The organism is Pseudomonas sp. GD04058 (assembly GCF_029836855.1).
Taxonomy (GTDB): domain Bacteria; phylum Pseudomonadota; class Gammaproteobacteria; order Pseudomonadales; family Pseudomonadaceae; genus Aquipseudomonas; species Aquipseudomonas bharatica.
The window spans coordinates 1-17,584 of the sequence record NZ_JAOECN010000037.1; the positions used below are offsets into that span (position 1 = coordinate 1).

5 protein-coding genes are annotated in these 17,584 nt (G+C 68.0%); 4 read left to right on the forward strand and 1 reads right to left on the reverse strand.

Annotation, left to right across the window (positions count from 1 at the left end):
- The 3 genes from N7650_RS23005 to N7650_RS23015 all read left to right on the forward strand — a co-directional run.
- The coding region (locus N7650_RS23005) for a hypothetical protein (RefSeq protein WP_279900165.1) at window positions 1-187 on the forward strand (187 nt) is incomplete at its 5' end.
- A 25-nt stretch (window positions 188-212) separates the two neighbouring features.
- Window positions 213-1,604 carry a hypothetical protein gene (locus N7650_RS23010; RefSeq protein WP_279900166.1) on the forward strand — a complete coding sequence of 464 codons (1,392 nt, stop codon included), beginning with the start codon at window positions 213-215 and terminating at the stop codon, window positions 1,602-1,604.
- Between the two features lie 39 nt (window positions 1,605-1,643).
- Window positions 1,644-13,496: a hypothetical protein gene (locus N7650_RS23015; protein WP_279900167.1), complete on the forward strand. Its 11,853-nt coding sequence runs from the start codon at window positions 1,644-1,646 to the stop codon at window positions 13,494-13,496.
- A 7-nt stretch (window positions 13,497-13,503) separates the two neighbouring features.
- Here the strand turns inward: N7650_RS23015 and N7650_RS23020 are convergent, their stop codons facing one another.
- Window positions 13,504-14,397 carry a LysR substrate-binding domain-containing protein gene (locus N7650_RS23020; protein WP_279900168.1) on the reverse strand — a complete coding sequence of 298 codons (894 nt, stop codon included), beginning with the start codon at window positions 14,395-14,397 and terminating at the stop codon, window positions 13,504-13,506.
- A gap of 150 nt (window positions 14,398-14,547) precedes the next feature.
- Between N7650_RS23020 and N7650_RS23025 the strand changes: the two genes are divergently transcribed.
- Window positions 14,548-17,562 (forward strand): FAD-binding and (Fe-S)-binding domain-containing protein, encoded by a 3,015-nt coding sequence (locus tag N7650_RS23025; RefSeq protein WP_279900169.1) that lies wholly within the window; start codon window positions 14,548-14,550, stop codon window positions 17,560-17,562.
- Window positions 17,563-17,584 lie beyond the last annotated feature (22 nt).

A 17,584-nucleotide genomic window follows, 5' to 3' on the forward strand; every position in this document is an offset into this window, starting at 1 on the left:
GCTGTTCGGCGCGCCCGGCAACCCGAAGACCTCGCTGGGCTGGTATGCGGCGTATCTCAAGGACGAGGACAAGAAGAAAAAGCAGCAGGCGTTGCTGGCGACCCCGGCACCGCGCCAGGTGGCGCGGCGCACGCCGGACAGCAGGCGCCTCGCACGTTCCGGGCGGCGTACGCCGCCGGTTATCTGAAACGTAACGGCAAGGGACACGGCCCATGAACAAGCAACGCCTTTACTTTCTCGATGTCGGCCAGGGGATGTGCACGTACTTCGAGGAATACGATGACGGCGACATCGTTGCCAACGTGCTGTTCGACCTGGGCTCGACCAAGAGCAAGCGCCGGGCCGGACTGCCCACCCTGGCGTTCCTGGCGGAGCGGATCAAGGCACGGGACTGGACCGGCGACGAGGGCGAACTGGACGCGGTGTTCATCTCGCACAAGGACGCCGACCACGTGAACCTGCTGTGGGGCCTGCTCGAACTGCTGCCGAAGATGATCATCGGCCGGGTCTGGCACAGCGGTCGCTACGAGTGGTACACCAGCGCCAAGGGCAACATCCTCAAGAAACTCGGCGAGCGCACCGCCAACCCCAAGACCTGCGTACGCAATTTTCGTATCGGCGCCAGCAGTTTCCGCGCGCGGCCATGGAAGCCGGTGTGGCAATCGGACTACAGCGCCTGGGCCTACGTCATGGCGGTCAACACCAGTGACTCGACCGGCAATGTCGGCAAGCCCGTGGACACCGTCTATAGCAGTGCCCTGCCCGACGGCGACCTGGCCAACTCTACATCGCTGGGGATCTACCTGAGGATGTACGGGGTGGGCGCGGTGATCTTCGGCGACGCAACCTTTTCCACCTTCCAGTTCGTCAACCGCCTGTTCCTGGCCGAGAGCGTCTGGCTGGACAACTCCTTCGCCCTGCAGGCACCGCACCATGGCAGCCGCCTGACCACCTTCGGCCTGAGCAAGACCGACGGCGCGATCAGCACGGAAGCGGCCAAGGTGGTCGACACCTTCGCCTCGCTGGCCTACGGCGCCACGGTCATCGTCAGCGCCGATACCAGCCACTGCCACCCCTCGCTGGAAACCGTCAACGCCTTCGTCAAATATGCCGACCACTCCCGGTCCTGGTGGCAAGACACCACCATCGCGCCCTACCACTATGCCTCGGTGTACTTCGACCTGCCCCGCTCCACCACCCTGGCCGCGCCCAACGCCAACTACACCTACCAGACCGGGCAGAACTTCTACACCACCCTGTATTACGGCCTGAACACCACCAAGTGGAACTTCAGCTATCCACCGATGGGTGCTGCCGCCACCGCGACCGGACCTTCCACCGAAGGCATGAACTGGATGTACGAGATCGACGCCAACTCCTCGGTATTCCCCACCAACATTCCCCTGGTCGGCATCACCAGCAACCGCTTGCCGAAAACCGCCGCCAGCCTCGACGCGCTGTTCGCCGAAGCCCATGCCGCACGAGCACGACAGCAACCGGCCCAGGCCACAGCGCCTGTACCACAGGCCCAGCCCCACTGCGGCGCGGCCCGGGCGCCAGCGCATCGGCAGGCACTGTTGCGCCGACTCAAACCCCGGCCGTAAAGGCCACCGCTGGCAAGTTCATTGATCCCGAGGTAAGCCATGTCCGTCGCCACCGTCTATTCCGCCCTGAACGGCGCCCTTCACAATGGTGTCATCGACCTGTGGGCAGCCTCGGCGCAAGCCGCGCTGGCGCCCGTGCGGGGCGTGCTGGGCCTGTTCGGCATCGATGGCAGCTACCTGTTTTCCGACGCCAGCCTCAGCCAAGGGCTGGACCGGGTGACCCTCACCGGCAGCGGCACCTTTGGCCAGCCTGGCGACCCGCAAGGCATGCGCTTCAACGTGCATGGCCAGTTGCTCTACACCCAGGCCGGCGACGACAGCGGGAACTTCCAGCTCAGCCTGGCGATCAACGGGGCCTGGAGCTTCTCCACATTCTTCAACCCGCAATGCCTGCCAGACACCCAAGGCAAGAGCGACAGCAGCCTGGGCGAGGTGATCTGGAACCCCTCGTGCCTCCTCGACCTGGCCCTGGAGGCTGCGGTATTCAGGGCCGACAGCCGGGCCGGCGGCAGTCTGGAACTGTCCGGCCGACTGCCGGCGAACACGATTTTCGCAGCGGCGCTGGATATGCTCGCGCCCTGGCCCCTGAGCCTGGCCGGCCCGCTGGTCATGCCCACGAACTGGACCAGCGTGCCGGTAATGGACCTGCGCGCCCTGGCGGCAGGCTCGCCCACGCTCGATGTCGGCTCGCCGGCACCAGCGGGAGACGGGCCGGGCGGCCTGGTGTTGTCCAGCCTGGGCCTGCAATTGCTGGTGCGCGATGATCTCGACGAGGAACGCTGGGGTCGCAGCAGCTTCTCGGTCATCAATCTGGTCGGCACCGTCAGCCTGGGCCGCGACAGCACTGCGCTGGTCGCCGACCTTTCTACGCCGTTGCTGGTGGTGGGCGAGCAATGGCAACTGACCGCCGTCTTCGACCCGGCCAATGCTTCGGTAGTCCGCGGCATGGCGCAACTGAGCACGATCTTCGGCCTGCCCGCCCTGCCCCTGCCGGACAACTTCCCGCTGCTGGAAACGTTCAAGTTCCGCGAAGTGAACCTGACCTTCACCAGCCCGGAGGGAGGGGGCATTCCCCAATTGCAGGGCCTGGCCGTGACCATCGGCTCCGACCAGCAATGGTCGCCACCGGTGCCATTCGTCACCCTGCACGATATCGGTACCCGCTGGGTCTGGGCCTGGGGGGCGATCAAGGCCGATGGCGGTTCGGCCCGCGATACCGGAACGGTCAGCGGCTCGGTGTTCGGCAGCCTGCGCTTCGGCGATAACGCCAACACCGGGAAGAAGGTCGACATCGATGTGTCGGTCAGCCTGCCGCAGTTGTATATCCAGGGGCAGATGCGCAGCGGCGACTACATTCCCATCGGCCAGGCCTTCAGCTATTTCTTCGGCGCTGCCGGTCCCGCCGTGGGCGGCCTGCAAAGCGCGGTGGTATCCGAGCTGGGCTTCGCCGCCGACCCGCTGGCACAGAACTACTCCGCCGAGACCCTGGTCGTGTTCGGCGACCCGAACGATCAGGAGCCCGACATCAACCAGGGCTGGGATATCGACCTGGTCGTGATCACCTTGCGTCTGGAGCAGATCGGTTTCTGGATTACCGCCCAGAACGGCAAGATCGGTGGAGGCCTGAACGGCGTATTCTCGTTCTTCCCCGCCGCGGCGCAGGACGACTACGAAAGCCCGCGCCTGGTCTTCAGCGCCGACTACCCGGTACAGGACCCGGAGTCTCCCGAGGGCTGGCGTTTCGCCGGCGGGCTGTACCAGGGCACGACCATCAGCCTCAGCGACCTGGTCGCGCAGTTCCTCGGCCTGGGCAAGGCCCCGGCCTCGGTGCCGCAGTTGAGCGTGGACCGCCTCGACGTGGCGTTCTCCACCGGCGACAAATCCTACGAGTTGGGCGGCACCATCTCCATGCGGTGGACCCCGACGCTGTTCGGCACCGAACTGAAGATCTCGGCGGCCGCCAGCATCGATATCGCCCGGGACGGCGGCGCCGCGGCGGACAAGCCCGCCTCCGGCCGCCTGAGCGGCGAGTTCTCGATCAACCGCATCGGCGTCGAAGTGGGCATGGACGTGGGCGTCGAGGAGCCGACCTACCTGCTCAAGGTGTACGTCGATACCATCTGGGTCCAGGCCATCACCGCCTGGCGCGGCGACAAGGACAGCACCAGCAATCCGCGGCACCAGGTGATCTCGGTACAACTGGGCGGCACCACCCTGGGCGACATGCTCGAATACCTGGTCAACCTGGCCGCGCCGACCCTGGGTTTCACCCTGGACGCGCCGTGGGACGTGCTCAAGCGCATCGAGCTGTCGAGCTTCGTCTTCACCCTCGACCCGACCAACAATGTGGTCGAGTTCGTCTACAAGGCCAAGGTCGACGTCGGCTTCGGCAGCCTCTCGGCGATCGGCGTGCGCTATACCCGCGCCGGGGCCGGCAAGGTCGAGCTGATCCTCGAAGGCACGCTGCTGGGCAAATCCTTTACCGGCGACGATGCGCTGGCCTGGGACGTGGTCAATGACCCGCCGCCTGCGGTACCCGGCACCGGCTCGGCCCTGGTGGAACTGCGCTACCTCAGTATCGGCCAGCGCATACGCCTGCAGAACCCGGTGGATACCGTGGCCGGCAACCTGGCCCTGCTCAAGCAGTTCATGCAGCCAGTGGAGAACCCGGACAACCTGCCCACCACCGGCGGCAGCGGCATCGCCTTCTCCACCGACAGCCAATGGCTGATCGGCCTGGACATCGGTCTGATGGGCAATACCCTGGACCTCGGTTTCCTGTTCAACGACCCGATCCTCTATGGCCTGTCGGTGGGCCTCAACGGCGAGAAGGCCGGCAGCCTCGCCGGGCTGCGCTTCGAAATCCTGTACAAGAAGATTTCCGACGACGTCGGCATGTTCCGCGTTGAACTGCGCCTACCCGATGCCTTCCGCACCTTCCAGATCGGCATCGCGTCGCTGACCCTCGGCACCGTGGTGATCGAGGTCTATACCAACGGCAACTTCAAGGTGGACCTGGGCTTCCCCTACAACCAGGACTTCAGCCGCTCGTTCTCGGTCCAGGCCTACGTGTTCATCGGCCGCGGCGGGGTGTATTTCGGCCTGCTCGATGGCGTCACCTCGAGCCAGGTGCCGCGCATCAGCAACGGCACCTTCTCGCCGGTGCTGGAACTGGGCATCGGCCTGGCGGTGGGGGTGGGCAAGGAGATCCGTGCCGGGATCCTCGGCGGCGGCGCTTATGTCGAGGTGCAGGTGATCTTCCAGGGCGTGCTTGGCTGGTTCAACCCGTCCAGCGCCGGGCTGCCATCGGCCCAGTATTTCCGCGCGCTGGGCATCGCCGCACTGCACGGCAAGGTCTACGGCTACGTGGATTTCAAGGTGATCAAGGTGTCGGTCAGCCTGGAAGCCTATGCCCAGGTCAGCGCGCTGTTCGAGTGCTACCGGCCGACGCAGTTCGACCTCAAGGTTTCGGTGCGTGCCGAGGCCAAGGTGAAGATCCTGTTCATCAAGATCTCCTTCAGCTTCCATGTGTCCCTGGAACTGTCCTTCACCCTCGGTTCGGTGCAGCAGACGCCCTGGATCGTCGCCCCGGGCGGCGACCCCAAGGGCTTCCAGGACGCTCGCCTGCTGACGGCGCCGGGCCGCGCCGGTAGCCTGTCCGGCGGCCAGGGCCCGCGGGCACGGCGCAATCGCGCGCAACGCCTGCAAGTGCTCGGTGCCCAGCACCTGTACCAGGTCTTGGAGCGCAAGCGCCTGGCCAATACCTTGGCGCAGACCGAGGACAGCGACTGGGACTGGAACCCGGGCCGCAGCCAGTGGCCGGACGGCCAGCCGCGCACCGCCTTGCTGTACCTGCTGCCAAGCATCTCCATCGGCGAGCTGCCGGTGTCCTGGAACGGCCCGGCCGAGGCTGACCCGTCGCCGAACTACCGGGCCGCCTTCATCCTCTGCGCCAACTCCGGGGTCGATCCGCTGGCTCCCAACGCCCGCGCCGAAGCCCGGCGCTCGGCGTCGCACCACGCCCTGGCCGCCAGCGCCGAGGACACCGCCAGCCTGACCCCGGACCTGTGGGTGCGCACCGTGCTGCTCTATGCGCTGTACGCCATTCCCGATGGCCCGCGCAGCGCAACCGATAGCCTGACCGCCGGCCAGCTGGCCCTGCTGGCTGCGGTGCTCGACGATCCGCAAAGCGCCGACGCAGCGTTTGCCTGGAGCAACCTGGACACCCTGTTCGCCACCAACCTGCACCTGCTGCTGGGCGCCGACCCGGGCGCAGTGACCGAGGTCGGCGGCATGGTCGCACCGCTGCCACCGGGCCTGACCCGTAGCGGTACGCCGGGTGGCACGCTGAATTTCGCCGAGGTCAATCCGGTCGGGCCCTGGTACGAGTGGGACCTGGCCCGCTACATGGGCCAGTACCTGCCGGTGGGCGGCGCCAGCGGGCCGCGCCCGGCCGAGGACGACCCGGCCAGCTACGAGTCCTTCCCGACCTTCATCTTCCGCGACTACTGCCTGATGCTGGCCAAGGCTGCGGTGCAGGAAGCCGGAGACCTGCTGGCCAGCACCACGCTCAGCGTCGGCGACAATGGCAGCGGCAAGGGCCAGTCCCTGGCGCAACTGGCGGCCACCTTTGCCAGCGCCACCATCGACTATCCGGTACGCGCCGGGGATACCGTGGAAAGCGTGGCCCTGGCCCTGGGCGCCAGCAGCGCCGAGCTGCTGTTCCTCAATCCCGGCCTGCAACGCCGGTTGGACACCGCAGCGGTGGGCAGCCGTGTGCCGGTGAAGCTCGGGATCGCCCCGCAGGTGTTGGCCGAGGACAACGCCAGCCAGGCCTTCGCCCTCGACAGCGTCGACCTGGGCCCCCTGCTGCACCAGGCCGCCAGCGGCGAAACCCTGGATGCCATCGCCAGCCTGTTCAACCTCGGCAGCAGCAGCCAACTGTTCGAAGCCGACGGCACCGGCCTGGGCCAATCCAGCGAACTGCTCGATCCGGCGGCGCCCTTCGACCTGCCGCCGCGGACCTGGAGCAATGGCCCGTCCAGCCAGCTGCTTGCCGCCGCTACCGCCTATGTACGCTATCGCCAGCCACGACTGCTGCCGGCCGACTGGTACGCCCAGGCGGTATTCGATGGCAACGCCGAACTGATCGCCCGGCTGACCCGCGACGATCTCACGGTCAATAGCCAGGAATTGCCGCCAGGGCAGGTGCTCAAGGTGCCGCAAGGCTTCAACGCCGTGCAGCCGACCAGCGACTACAGCACCCAACCCGGCGACACCCTCGACCGGATCGCCGCGACCCTGGCCCTGGTCCAGGTCTATCCCCAGCTGTCGCCGCCAGAGGCCGCGGACTGGCAATTCTTCCTCGCTGCCGTGACCAGCCCTGCCGCCAACACCTACGGGCTGCCGGCCACCACCGGCCTGTACGCCCGCGCCGGGGAAAGCCTCGATGCCCTGGCCCGGCGCCTGCTTCTGGATGTCAGCTGGACGGCCAGCGCCGACCCGGCCGTGGGTACCTGGAACTACGCCTGGGCCGACATCATGGCCTGGGCCGGACCGGCCACCTTCCTGGCGCCCCTGGCCCTGGTGCCGGTGCCGAATGCCGTGGCCAAGGCCGTTGACGGCCAGGCCCTGAGCTTCACCCTGCTGGCCGACACCTATGGCCTGGCAATCGCCGATGCCGCCGTGCGCCTGGAGAACCTGGCCGGCCTGTACGCCATCGATACCGTGCTGAGCGTGACCCAGGTGCCGGTGATCAGCGTGGACCAGTTGCTCGCGCAACTGCTCGGTGGTGCAGCGCTGCCGCGCATCGTCAACCAGGGCTCGCGCTTGCTGATGGCCGGCCTGCGTGCACCGAAACCGGTGACCGACGCCCAGGGCCATGCCATCGCCGACCCGCAGCAACCCACCCCGCTCTACGACCTTACCGGCCAGCAATTCGACCTGGCGGTGGACACCGCGCCGGACAAGGCCGATGAACCGGCGCTGGACATGACCCTGACCGCCCAGTGCAACTGGATCAGCCTGGTGGACAGCACCACCTCGGGTGCGAATGCGCAAGTAAACAGCCGCTTCCTCGCGCGCAGTGATATTCCCGCCGGCCTGGCCGTGCCCACCGACGTGGTGCAAAGCCTGAACTACCGCTACAGCAACGCGCAGATCATCGCCATGGGCCCGGCCACCAGCCTCAGCCTGCCGGTGGTCAAGGCGCCTGCGGCCATGGCCCTGGCCGGCCTTTCGCCGAGAGCCTACGGCCTGACCCAGCGCATCGAACTGCAAACCCCGGTGGCCCTGCCCATTCCGGGCATGGACGCGCCACCCGTGGGCGCCCAGCCGACCCTCTGGCCGTTGCCGGCAGACCTGCGAGCCAAGGCCCTGGCCGGGTCCAGCGTGGCCTACGACCTGCTGACCACCGCCGAAGGGGCCAGCGCCGGCCGCGATGCGGTGGTCGTGGCCAATGCCACCTGGGCCTGCCGTATCCCGGTGGCGATCAAGCAGATCAACGACGCCCTGACACTGTTCGCCCTGCAAGGGGTGGACGAGGCCGAGCGCCCGACCCTGCTGGCCCTGCGCGCCTGGCTGGCGGCCGGAGAAGGCAGCGGCACGGTGGTCAGGGTGCTGGCCCTGCCGGCGCCGAATGCCGGCAATGCCGCCGGGGTCAGCGTGCTCGACAGCACCCCGGCGCAGACCTGGCTGATCCAGGCCAACCTGTCCACGGAAAGCGTGCCGCGCGCGCCCGACCTCAGGCTTGGCCGGGTCAACAGCCTGGCCCGGGACGGCAATCCGGCGCCGGCCGCCTCGCTCGACGAACTGGAACGCTTCGTCACCCTGCTCTGGGAAGGCAGCGTGGTCGGCGGCACCGGCTACACCCTCGGGCTGGACAAGGGCTTGCCGGCCAGCGCCGTGGACGCCAATGGCGTGGCCAGCATCGACCTGCTGGTGATCGCCGGCACCCAGCAAGGCGCCGCAGCGCAAGGCCGCAGCCTGCTGCCGTTCAATACCTGCGCCCTGGTGGCGCCGGGGCTGGATGCGACCATCGGCACCCTGTATGCCGAGGACCACAACGAAGAGGACATGATTTTGCAGGCCCTGGTACCGGCAGGCAGCGTCGGCTTCAACCTGACCCTGGAGGCACCAGCGGAAGACGCCGACAATAGCGCCGAAGTGCAGGCCCGCCGGTTGTTCAGCCTGCTCGGCACGCAGATTCCCGCGAGCGCGGGCTCGCCCTTCGCCATGCCCGCCTCGGGGATGCCCGCACCACCCACGCCGGTGGAGAAAGACGCGCCGCCGGCCTGGAAACGCCAGCGCCTGGTGCGCCGCGGCGTGCTGCGTGACCAGCGCCTGGCCGAGGAAGCCGATCCGTACTGGCTGTACGAGCAGATCCTGCCGCTGTACCGCTTCGCCACACCGTCGCCACTGCCCCGCGTACCCGGCCTGCCAAACCCGGACGACGATCCATACCGCGGCTTCGGCTGGGCCGACAGCCTGCCTTCGGCGGCGGTGGTGCTGACCTTCCAGGACATCCTCGGCAACCAGACCGGGGGCAATCCTGCCGGCCAGGGCCAGGTCAGCCTGCCCAGCGGCTACACCGACCCGCTGCTGGGGGTCGGCGACTGGCCGGCAATGGTCAGCGCCTGGACCGTTTCGGCCAGCGAAGCCGGGGTTACCCTGAGCATCAGCCTGGAGGCCCGCCCGGCCACGGTGATGCCGTCGCCCAGCCAACCCGGCGATGCCGCCGCGCAAAGCGCCGGGCGCCAGGCCGAAGCCTATGCCAAGGCCTATTACCAGCTCGGTCAGCCGCTGGACGCAGCGGTGGAAACCAGCCTTGATACCAGCGCCGCCCACGGCATCGAGCAAGCGCCGTTGTGGCGCTTCGCCGCCGCTTCCCAGGCCTTCAGCGCCAGCGCCGCGCAACTGGGCGCCGCCCGTGCCCCGGCGGGTGCCACCCTGGCCTCCCTGGCCGAGGACTACAGCCTGCGCTATGCGGAAATGGCCCTGGCCAACGCGCAAGTGCCAATGCAGGCGCTGTTCGGTGTCGGCGCCCGGCTCAAAGTCCCGGCTTATGCCCTGTTCGCCGAGAACGACACGGCGCAGAGCATCTCCGCCATGGTCCGCCCCGACGGCTGGCCGAGCATCAGCGCCGAAGCCCTGCTCGCCGCGCCGCAGAACGGCGACCTGCCGCTGCGCAGCGGCGCGGTGCTCAAGGTCTCGCCGCCGCTCACCCGCAATACCGGCGACGGCAGCGCCAGCCTGGCGGCCCTGGCCAATGCCCTCGGCACCCTGCCGGGCCTGCTGGCCGGGGATAACGCCAGCCTGACCATCCTGACCCCGGGCATCACCTTCTCGGTGGCGGTGTCCGAGGCAGAAATGGTGTCGGTCACGGTGACCGAGGCCGATGCGCCGACGCCGGTCCGCTCGTTGCAACAGGTGTGCACGGCCTTCGCCGGCCTCGGGGTTAATATCAGCGTCAACGACCTGGGACAAAGCCACCAGGCCCTGCCGGCGATCTTCCAGGCCAGCCAGCTGATTTCCAGCACGGCCTGGGTTGCAGGCAGCGACGACAGCCTGGCGCACAACGGCAGCGGCCTGGACCAGGCGGCCCTGGCGGCGCTGAATACCAGCTCGGTCAACCTGTTCGAGATGGGCGCCCTGCTCTACCTGGGCGATTTCAACGGCGGCGCCGGGATCAGCGCCGATGGCGCACAGACCCTGCACCAGTTCGCCGATGCCCATGCCTGCCCGGCGGAACTGCTGCTGGGTGCCAACCCGGACCTCGCCGTGCCCGGCGACGGCGCCTTCGCCCTGCCGGGCAGGGTCAGCTGGCCAGGCGACATGGCGCAGGTACGGGTGCCCTATTCGATCCAGCACGGCGACAGCCTCGACAGCATCGCCCCGCGCTTTGCCCAAAGCACGCTGGAACTGGCCACGGCCAACCTGGAGATGCCGGTGGTGCTGGCCGGTGGCGTGACCCTGGACATTAGCGTCGGCGGCCAGTCGTACAGCTTGACCACTGCCGCTGGCGGCCAGAGCCTCGCCACGACCCTCGACCAGTTGCAGCAGCAAGCACCTGCCGCCACCCTCGCGGACCTGCTGGAGGGCATGGGCGACGATACCCAGGCGTTGAACACCGGTGCCCTGCTGGTCTGCCCGGCGGCGCAGTTCGCCACGGCCACCGCGCCGTCGGCGATTGCCGGGCTGCTCGGCGTCAGTGCCGGGGCCTTCGCCCTGGCCAACGTCGGTACGCCGCAGCTGATCGCCAGCGGCGTGACCCTGATCGCACCACAAGGCCAGGCCAGTGTGGAGACCCGGGCCAACGACAGCCTGAACAGCCTGATCGTGCGCTTTGCCGAGGCCGGGGTGCAGGTCAGCGCCCAGGAAATCGTGGAAACCCCGGCGAACGCCGACAAACCACTGTTCGCTGCCGACGCCCCGGCGCTGGTGCCGCCGGCCGATGCCCTTGTCCGCCTGCCGATCGGCGCCACCGGGCCCTATCCGGGGCCGGCCTTCCCGCTCAATGTGAGCCTGACCCTGAGCCGGCCAGCGGCGCTGATCAACCCGGACTTCGCGGCCAACAACGATGGCGGCGTGTCCCGCAGCAGCAGCCCGATCCCGGCGCCTCAGGTACCGGCGGCACAGGACCAGGGTGGCGGCCTGGCCTTCAACGCCTTTATCGCCGCCATGCGCGCGGCCCTGCCCAAGCTGCGCATCGCCACCGGCCGCGCCTTGGAGGACAGCCGCGACCTGTGGGTGGTGAACTTCGGCGACGCGGGCATCAGCGCCCTGAGCATCGCCGGAGCGACCAGCGTCCCCGGCGCAGCGGGGCCGCAGCCGCGCTTCTTTGCCCTGACGCCGCTGTACAAGAGCCTGGTCAGCCGCCAGGGCGTCGTACTGCAGGCGCTCAAGGCCGATGGCACCCTGTCCGAAGCCAGCAGCCAGCATGACTTCCAGGGCATAGACGTAGAGCCCTGGGCCGGACGCTTCCTCTCGGACATCGACCGCATCCTCGGCGCCGCCAACGTCGCCGCGCTGTACCGCACCCCAGACACCCGCCAGACCCTCGGCGACCTGGTGGCAGTCAAGCGCCAACTGGCCGGGGCCATTCCCGAAGGGCTGCAGCCGGTGCTGGAAATCAGCGACCCGCAGGCCGCCGCCGGGCAGGCCGCAGCGGCCATCACCCTGCAACAGCAACTGGGCATCAGCCTGTCCCGGGCCTGGAGTGCCTCGACCCTGGTACAGCTGAACCGCGAGGTGACCTCGGCCTGGCAGGCTCCCGGCACGACCTTGCTGCCTGCAGACATGTACGGCGGCATCGAGGTCACCAGCGGTGGCGAGGAACGCTCCTGGAGCATGAGCGCGGGCAAATGCTGGCTCACCGACTTCTCGCCGTTCATCACCCTGCTGCTGACCGAATCCGATCCGGCCAGCCACCGTGCGGTGACCGCCAACATGGCCTTCGGCATCACCGACCTGGAGCGCAATATCACCAGCGCCGGCCTGCCCGACGGCTACGCCGCCTCGCAGTGGCTGACCTTCGTCCCGCCACTGGGCGACAGCAATCTGCCAACGGCAGTCAGCGTCGACCTGGGTGAAGTCTCGGTGCCGATCCCGCTGCGGGATTTCCCGGCGCTGCCGGTCATCATCGAGCAACGTGCCAGCGCCACCGCGCTGGACGCCGCACTGCGCCAGCGCCTGCGCAGCCGCCGGGCGCTGAGTACCCTGCGCGCGGACAGCGACGTGAGCCTGGGCAACCTGGCGCTATGGGATCACCGCTTCACCTACTCCCACGAACATGCCGAGCAGGACGATGTCAGCCTCACCCTGAGCTACAACCTGAGGCCCGACCAGACCCTGCGCATGGCCGCCAGCGATGCGGACCTGTTCGTGCAACTGGCGCGCTATATCGCCGTGGCCGACAACCTTTGGGAGATCCTCGGCGACCTGCCCGACAGCGGCGCGCTGACCCCGGTGCAGAGCAATGCGGCGAACACCCTGCGCGACCTGGCCGCTGCCGTTGCCACCAGCTGGAACGTGCGCCTGGTCGACAGCGTGGCGGATGCCCGGCTGCAGGCGCCGGTCACCGACACCTTCGGTTTCCAGGCGCGGGTCACCGACCGCGACGGACCGCTGGCCAGCCGTGAAGTGGCCAGCCTCGGCCTGACGGCCCTGAGCGCTGGAGTCGGCCCGGACGGGCAATGGCCGCAGGTATGGGCACTGACGGCGGCGGGCCTGATGGTGGCGCTGGAGCGCGAAAGCGTCTCGGCCAGCGAGTCGCGCTACCAGGTACCGGCTGATGCCCACGTGGCGGCCTCGTGGCCGACGTTCAGCCTGGTCTTCGCCGGGCTCAACGTAGCCCGCTGGCAGAACGCGACCGGCTCGATCCTGGTGCAGCGCAACCAGAAGCTGCTGGGGGCCGACGGGCCCGCGACCAATCCGGCATTCGTATTCCAGACCGACCGGGTCGAGGCCGCCAGCATCGCCACGCCGCTCAACAGCTGGGACCAGCGGGTGCCGCTGGCAAGCACGCCGACCACGGTCAGCGCAGCCTTGCAGGCAGCGTTCGACACCCTGTTCGGCAGCGCCGCGCAGGATGGCGGGCTCAGCGTCACCGCCGGGGTCGCCTATGCCTATGAACTGGCCACCGATCCGCTGGACCCGAACCACGGCCTGGTCGGGGAAACGCCGGTGTACCTGTATCCCAACCAGACACTCGACAGCAGCACCGCAGGCAACCTGCAAACCGCGGTCGATACCTGGCGCAACCTGGCCAATCCGCAGCGCGAGGGTGGCGAGTGGGTGTTCTCGCTGACCCTGTATTCATCGCTGGAGGAGGATCGGCGGCCGTTGCTGGTGATCGGGAATCTGTATTTGCCGATGGTGCTGGAGGTGGGTTGAAAGCGGGTTACTGCTCCGGCAACTCCTCCAGCAACCATCCCCGAAACGCCTCCAGCGCCGGCAACGCGCGGTTTCTCGGCGGGTAAACCAGGTAGTAGCCGCGGGCACTGGCATAGGGCAGTACCGGGCTGACCAGGGTGCCCTCGGCCAGTTCATCGCTGATCAGGATCCGCGGCACCAGGCCGATGCCGATGTCCGCCCGCACCGCCTGGATCAGGTGGGAAGTCAGTTCGAAGCTCGGGCCCAGGCGCATGGCCTGGTGGGCGACGCCATGGTGGGTGAACCAGTCGCCCCAGGCGTTGGGATTGTTGGCGACGCTGAGCAGGGTCTGCCGGCTGATGTCCCGGGGCGTCCACTCGGCGCGCGAGGCCGCCAGGGCCGGCGACAGGATCACCACCAGTTCCTCGGCATGCAGGCGGTGACAGACCAGGCCCGGCTGGTCGCCGGTGGCGACGACGATCGCCGCGTCAATGCCGCTGGTGGCGAAGTCCACCGGCTCGATCCGCGAGTTGATATGCACCAGCACCTCGGGATGGCGGCGGTAGAACTCGTGCAGCCGCGGTAACAGCCACTTCGAACCGAAGGTCGGCAAGGTCGCCAGGCGCAGGCTGCCGCCGCCGTCCTGGTGGGCGATCGCATGCAGGGTGGCACTGCGAATGCGACCCAGGGCCTCGCTGATTTCGCGCTGGTACAGGCGGCCCACCTCGGTGAGCTTGACCGTACGCCCCTCGCGGCGGAACAGCAGCACGCCCAGTTGCTGCTCCAGGGTCTGCACCTGGCGGCTGACCGCGCTCTGGGTCAGGGACAGTTCCTCGGCGGCGCGGGTGTAGCTTTCATGCCGGGCGGCGGCCTCGAAGGCCAGCAGCAGCGACATCGAGGGGGTAAGGTTGCGGTAATTCATTCATAAAACTCATCAAAGGCTGCGCCATTATCCGTTTGTGTCCGGCGCGACACTGCGGAATCATTGCATCATCCACTACCTGGGCGAGCCAAGACCATACCCTGCGCTCAGGTATCCATGATTAGCCCATATAAACGAGGCCATCCCTTGATGATTGCCCAATTGCCGGTGAGCGCTCCCGCCACCGACTACGCCGCCTTCCTCGATGCCCTGCGCGCCAGCGGTTTCCGCGGCCAGTTCAGCACCGACTACGGCACCCGCACCGTGCTTGCCACCGACAACTCGATCTACCAGCGCCTGCCCCAGGCTGCGGTGTTCCCGCTGGATGCCGATGACGTGGCGAAGGTCGCCGCGCTGATGGCCGAACCGCGCTTTCGCCAGGTCAAGCTGACCCCGCGAGGCGGCGGCACCGGGACCAACGGCCAGTCGCTGACCGACGGCATCGTCGTCGATCTGTCGCGGCATATGAACCAGATCCTGGAGATCAACGTCGAGGAGCGCTGGGTGCGGGTCCAGGCCGGGGTGGTCAAGGACCAGCTCAATGCCGCGCTCAAGCCCCACGGGCTGTTCTTCGCGCCGGAGCTGTCCACCTCCAACCGCGCCACCATCGGCGGCATGATCAATACCGATGCCAGCGGCCAGGGCAGTTGTACCTACGGCAAGACCCGCGACCACGTGCTGGAGCTGCACAGCGTGCTGCTCGGCGGCGAGCGCCTGCACAGCCTGCCGGTGGATGACGCCACCCTCGACGCCGCCTGCGCCCTGCCCGGCCGGATCGGCGAGGTGTACCGCATGGCCCGGGAGATCCAGGAAACCCAGGGCGAGCTGATCGAAAGCACCTTCCCCAAGCTCAACCGCTGCCTGACCGGCTACGACCTGGCCCACCTGCGCGACGACGACGGTCGCTTCAACCTCAACAGCGTGCTGTGCGGTGCCGAAGGCTCGCTGGGCTATGTGGTGGAAGCCAAGCTCAACGTGCTGCCGATCCCGAAGTACGCGGTGCTGGTCAACGTGCGCTACACCAGCTTCATGGACGCCCTGCGCGACGCCAATGCGCTGATGGCGCACAAGCCGCTGTCGATCGAGACGGTGGACTCGCGGGTGCTGATGCTGGCGATGCAGGACATCGTCTGGCACAGCGTCGCCGAATACTTCCCGGCCGACCCGGCCAAGCCGACCCTGGGCATCAACCTGGTGGAGTTCTGCGGCGACCAGCCGGACGAGGTCAACGCCCGGGTCGCGGCCTTTATCGAGCACCTGCAACAGGACACCAGTGTCGAGCGCCTGGGCCATACCCTGGCCGAAGGTTCGGCGGCGGTGACCAAGGTCTACACCATGCGCAAGCGCTCGGTGGGCCTGCTCGGCAACGTCGAGGGCGAAGTGCGTCCGCAGCCGTTCGTCGAAGACACCGCGGTACCACCGGAGCAACTGGCCGACTACATTGCCGAGTTCCGCGCCCTGCTCGATGGCCATGGCCTGACCTACGGCATGTTCGGCCATGTCGATGCCGGTGTGCTGCACGTGCGCCCGGCGCTGGACATGAAGGACCCGGCCCAGGCCGCGCTGGTCAAGCCGATCTCCGACGCGGTCGCCGCCCTCACCCAGCGTTATGGCGGCCTGCTCTGGGGCGAGCACGGCAAGGGCCTGCGTTCGGAGTACGTACCGGCCTATTTCGGCGAACTGTACCCGGCGCTGCAACGCCTTAAGGGCGCATTCGACCCGCACAACCAGCTCAACCCGGGCAAGATCTGCACCCCGCCGGACAGTGCCGAAGGCCTGATCAAGGTCAACGAAGCGCCGCTGCGCGGCGAGCATGACCGGCAGATCGACGAGCGCGTGTGGCAGAGCTTCGGCAGCGCCGTGCACTGCAACGGCAACGGCGCCTGCTACAACTACGACCCCGACGACGCCATGTGCCCGTCGTGGAAAGCCACCCGCCAGCGCCAGCACTCGCCCAAGGGCCGCGCCTCGCTGATCCGCGAATGGCTGCGCCTGCAGGGAGCGGCGAACATCGATGTGCTCGCGCCGAACAGGGTTTCCTGGCTCAAGGGCCTGCCCGGGCGCCTGCGCAATGTGCGCGCACAGCAGCAGGGCCAGGCCGACTTCTCCCATGAAGTCTACGACGCCATGGCCGGCTGCCTGGCGTGCAAATCCTGCGCCGGGCAGTGCCCGATCAAGGTCAACGTGCCGGACTTCCGTTCGCGCTTCCTCGAGCTGTACCACAACCGCTACCAGCGCCCGCTGCGCGACTACCTGATCGGTTCGCTGGAATTCACCATCCCGTACCTGGCCCATGCGCCTGGGCTGTACAACGCGGTGATGGGGTCGAAGTTCGTCAGTGGTCTGCTGGCGGACCGTATCGGCATGGTCGACAGCCCGCTGATCAGCCGTTTCAACTTCCAGGCCACGCTGAAACGCTGCGGCGTACGTGCCGCCAGCGTGCCGGCACTGCGCGAACTGACCCCGGCGCAGCGCGAGCGCAGCATCGTGCTGGTCCAGGATGCCTTCACCCGCTACTTCGAAACGCCGCTGCTGGCGGCCTTCATCGACCTGGCGCATCGCCTGGGGCACAAGATCTTCCTCGCCCCGTACAGCGCCAACGGCAAGCCGTTGCATGTGCAGGGCTTCCTCGGCGCCTTCGCCAAGGCGGCAGTGCGCAATGGCACCCAGCTCAAGGCCCTGGCCGACTGCGGCGTGCCGCTGGTGGGGCTGGATCCGGCGATGACCCTGGTCTATCGCCAGGAATACCAGAAGGTGCCGGGCCTGGAGGGCAGCCCGAACGTGCTGTTGCCGCAGGAATGGTTGATGGATGTGCTGCCGGAGCAAGGCACCGGCAAGGGCGGCAGCTTCCGCCTGCTGGCGCACTGCACCGAGAAAACCAACGTGCCGACCAGCACCAGGCAATGGGAGCAGGTGTTCTCGCGCCTGGGCCTGAAGCTGGTGACCGAGGCCACCGGCTGCTGCGGCATGTCCGGCACCTACGGGCATGAGGCGCGCAACCAGGAGACCTCGAAGACCATCTTCGAACAGTCCTGGGCGGGCAAGCTGGACAAGGACGGCGAGCCGCTGGCGACCGGCTATTCGTGCCGCAGCCAGGTCAAGCGCATGGCCGACCGCAAGTTGCGACATCCGCTGGAGGTGGTGTTGCAGGCGGTGATTGGCTGATTCGGCAGGCCCGGAGCTCCCG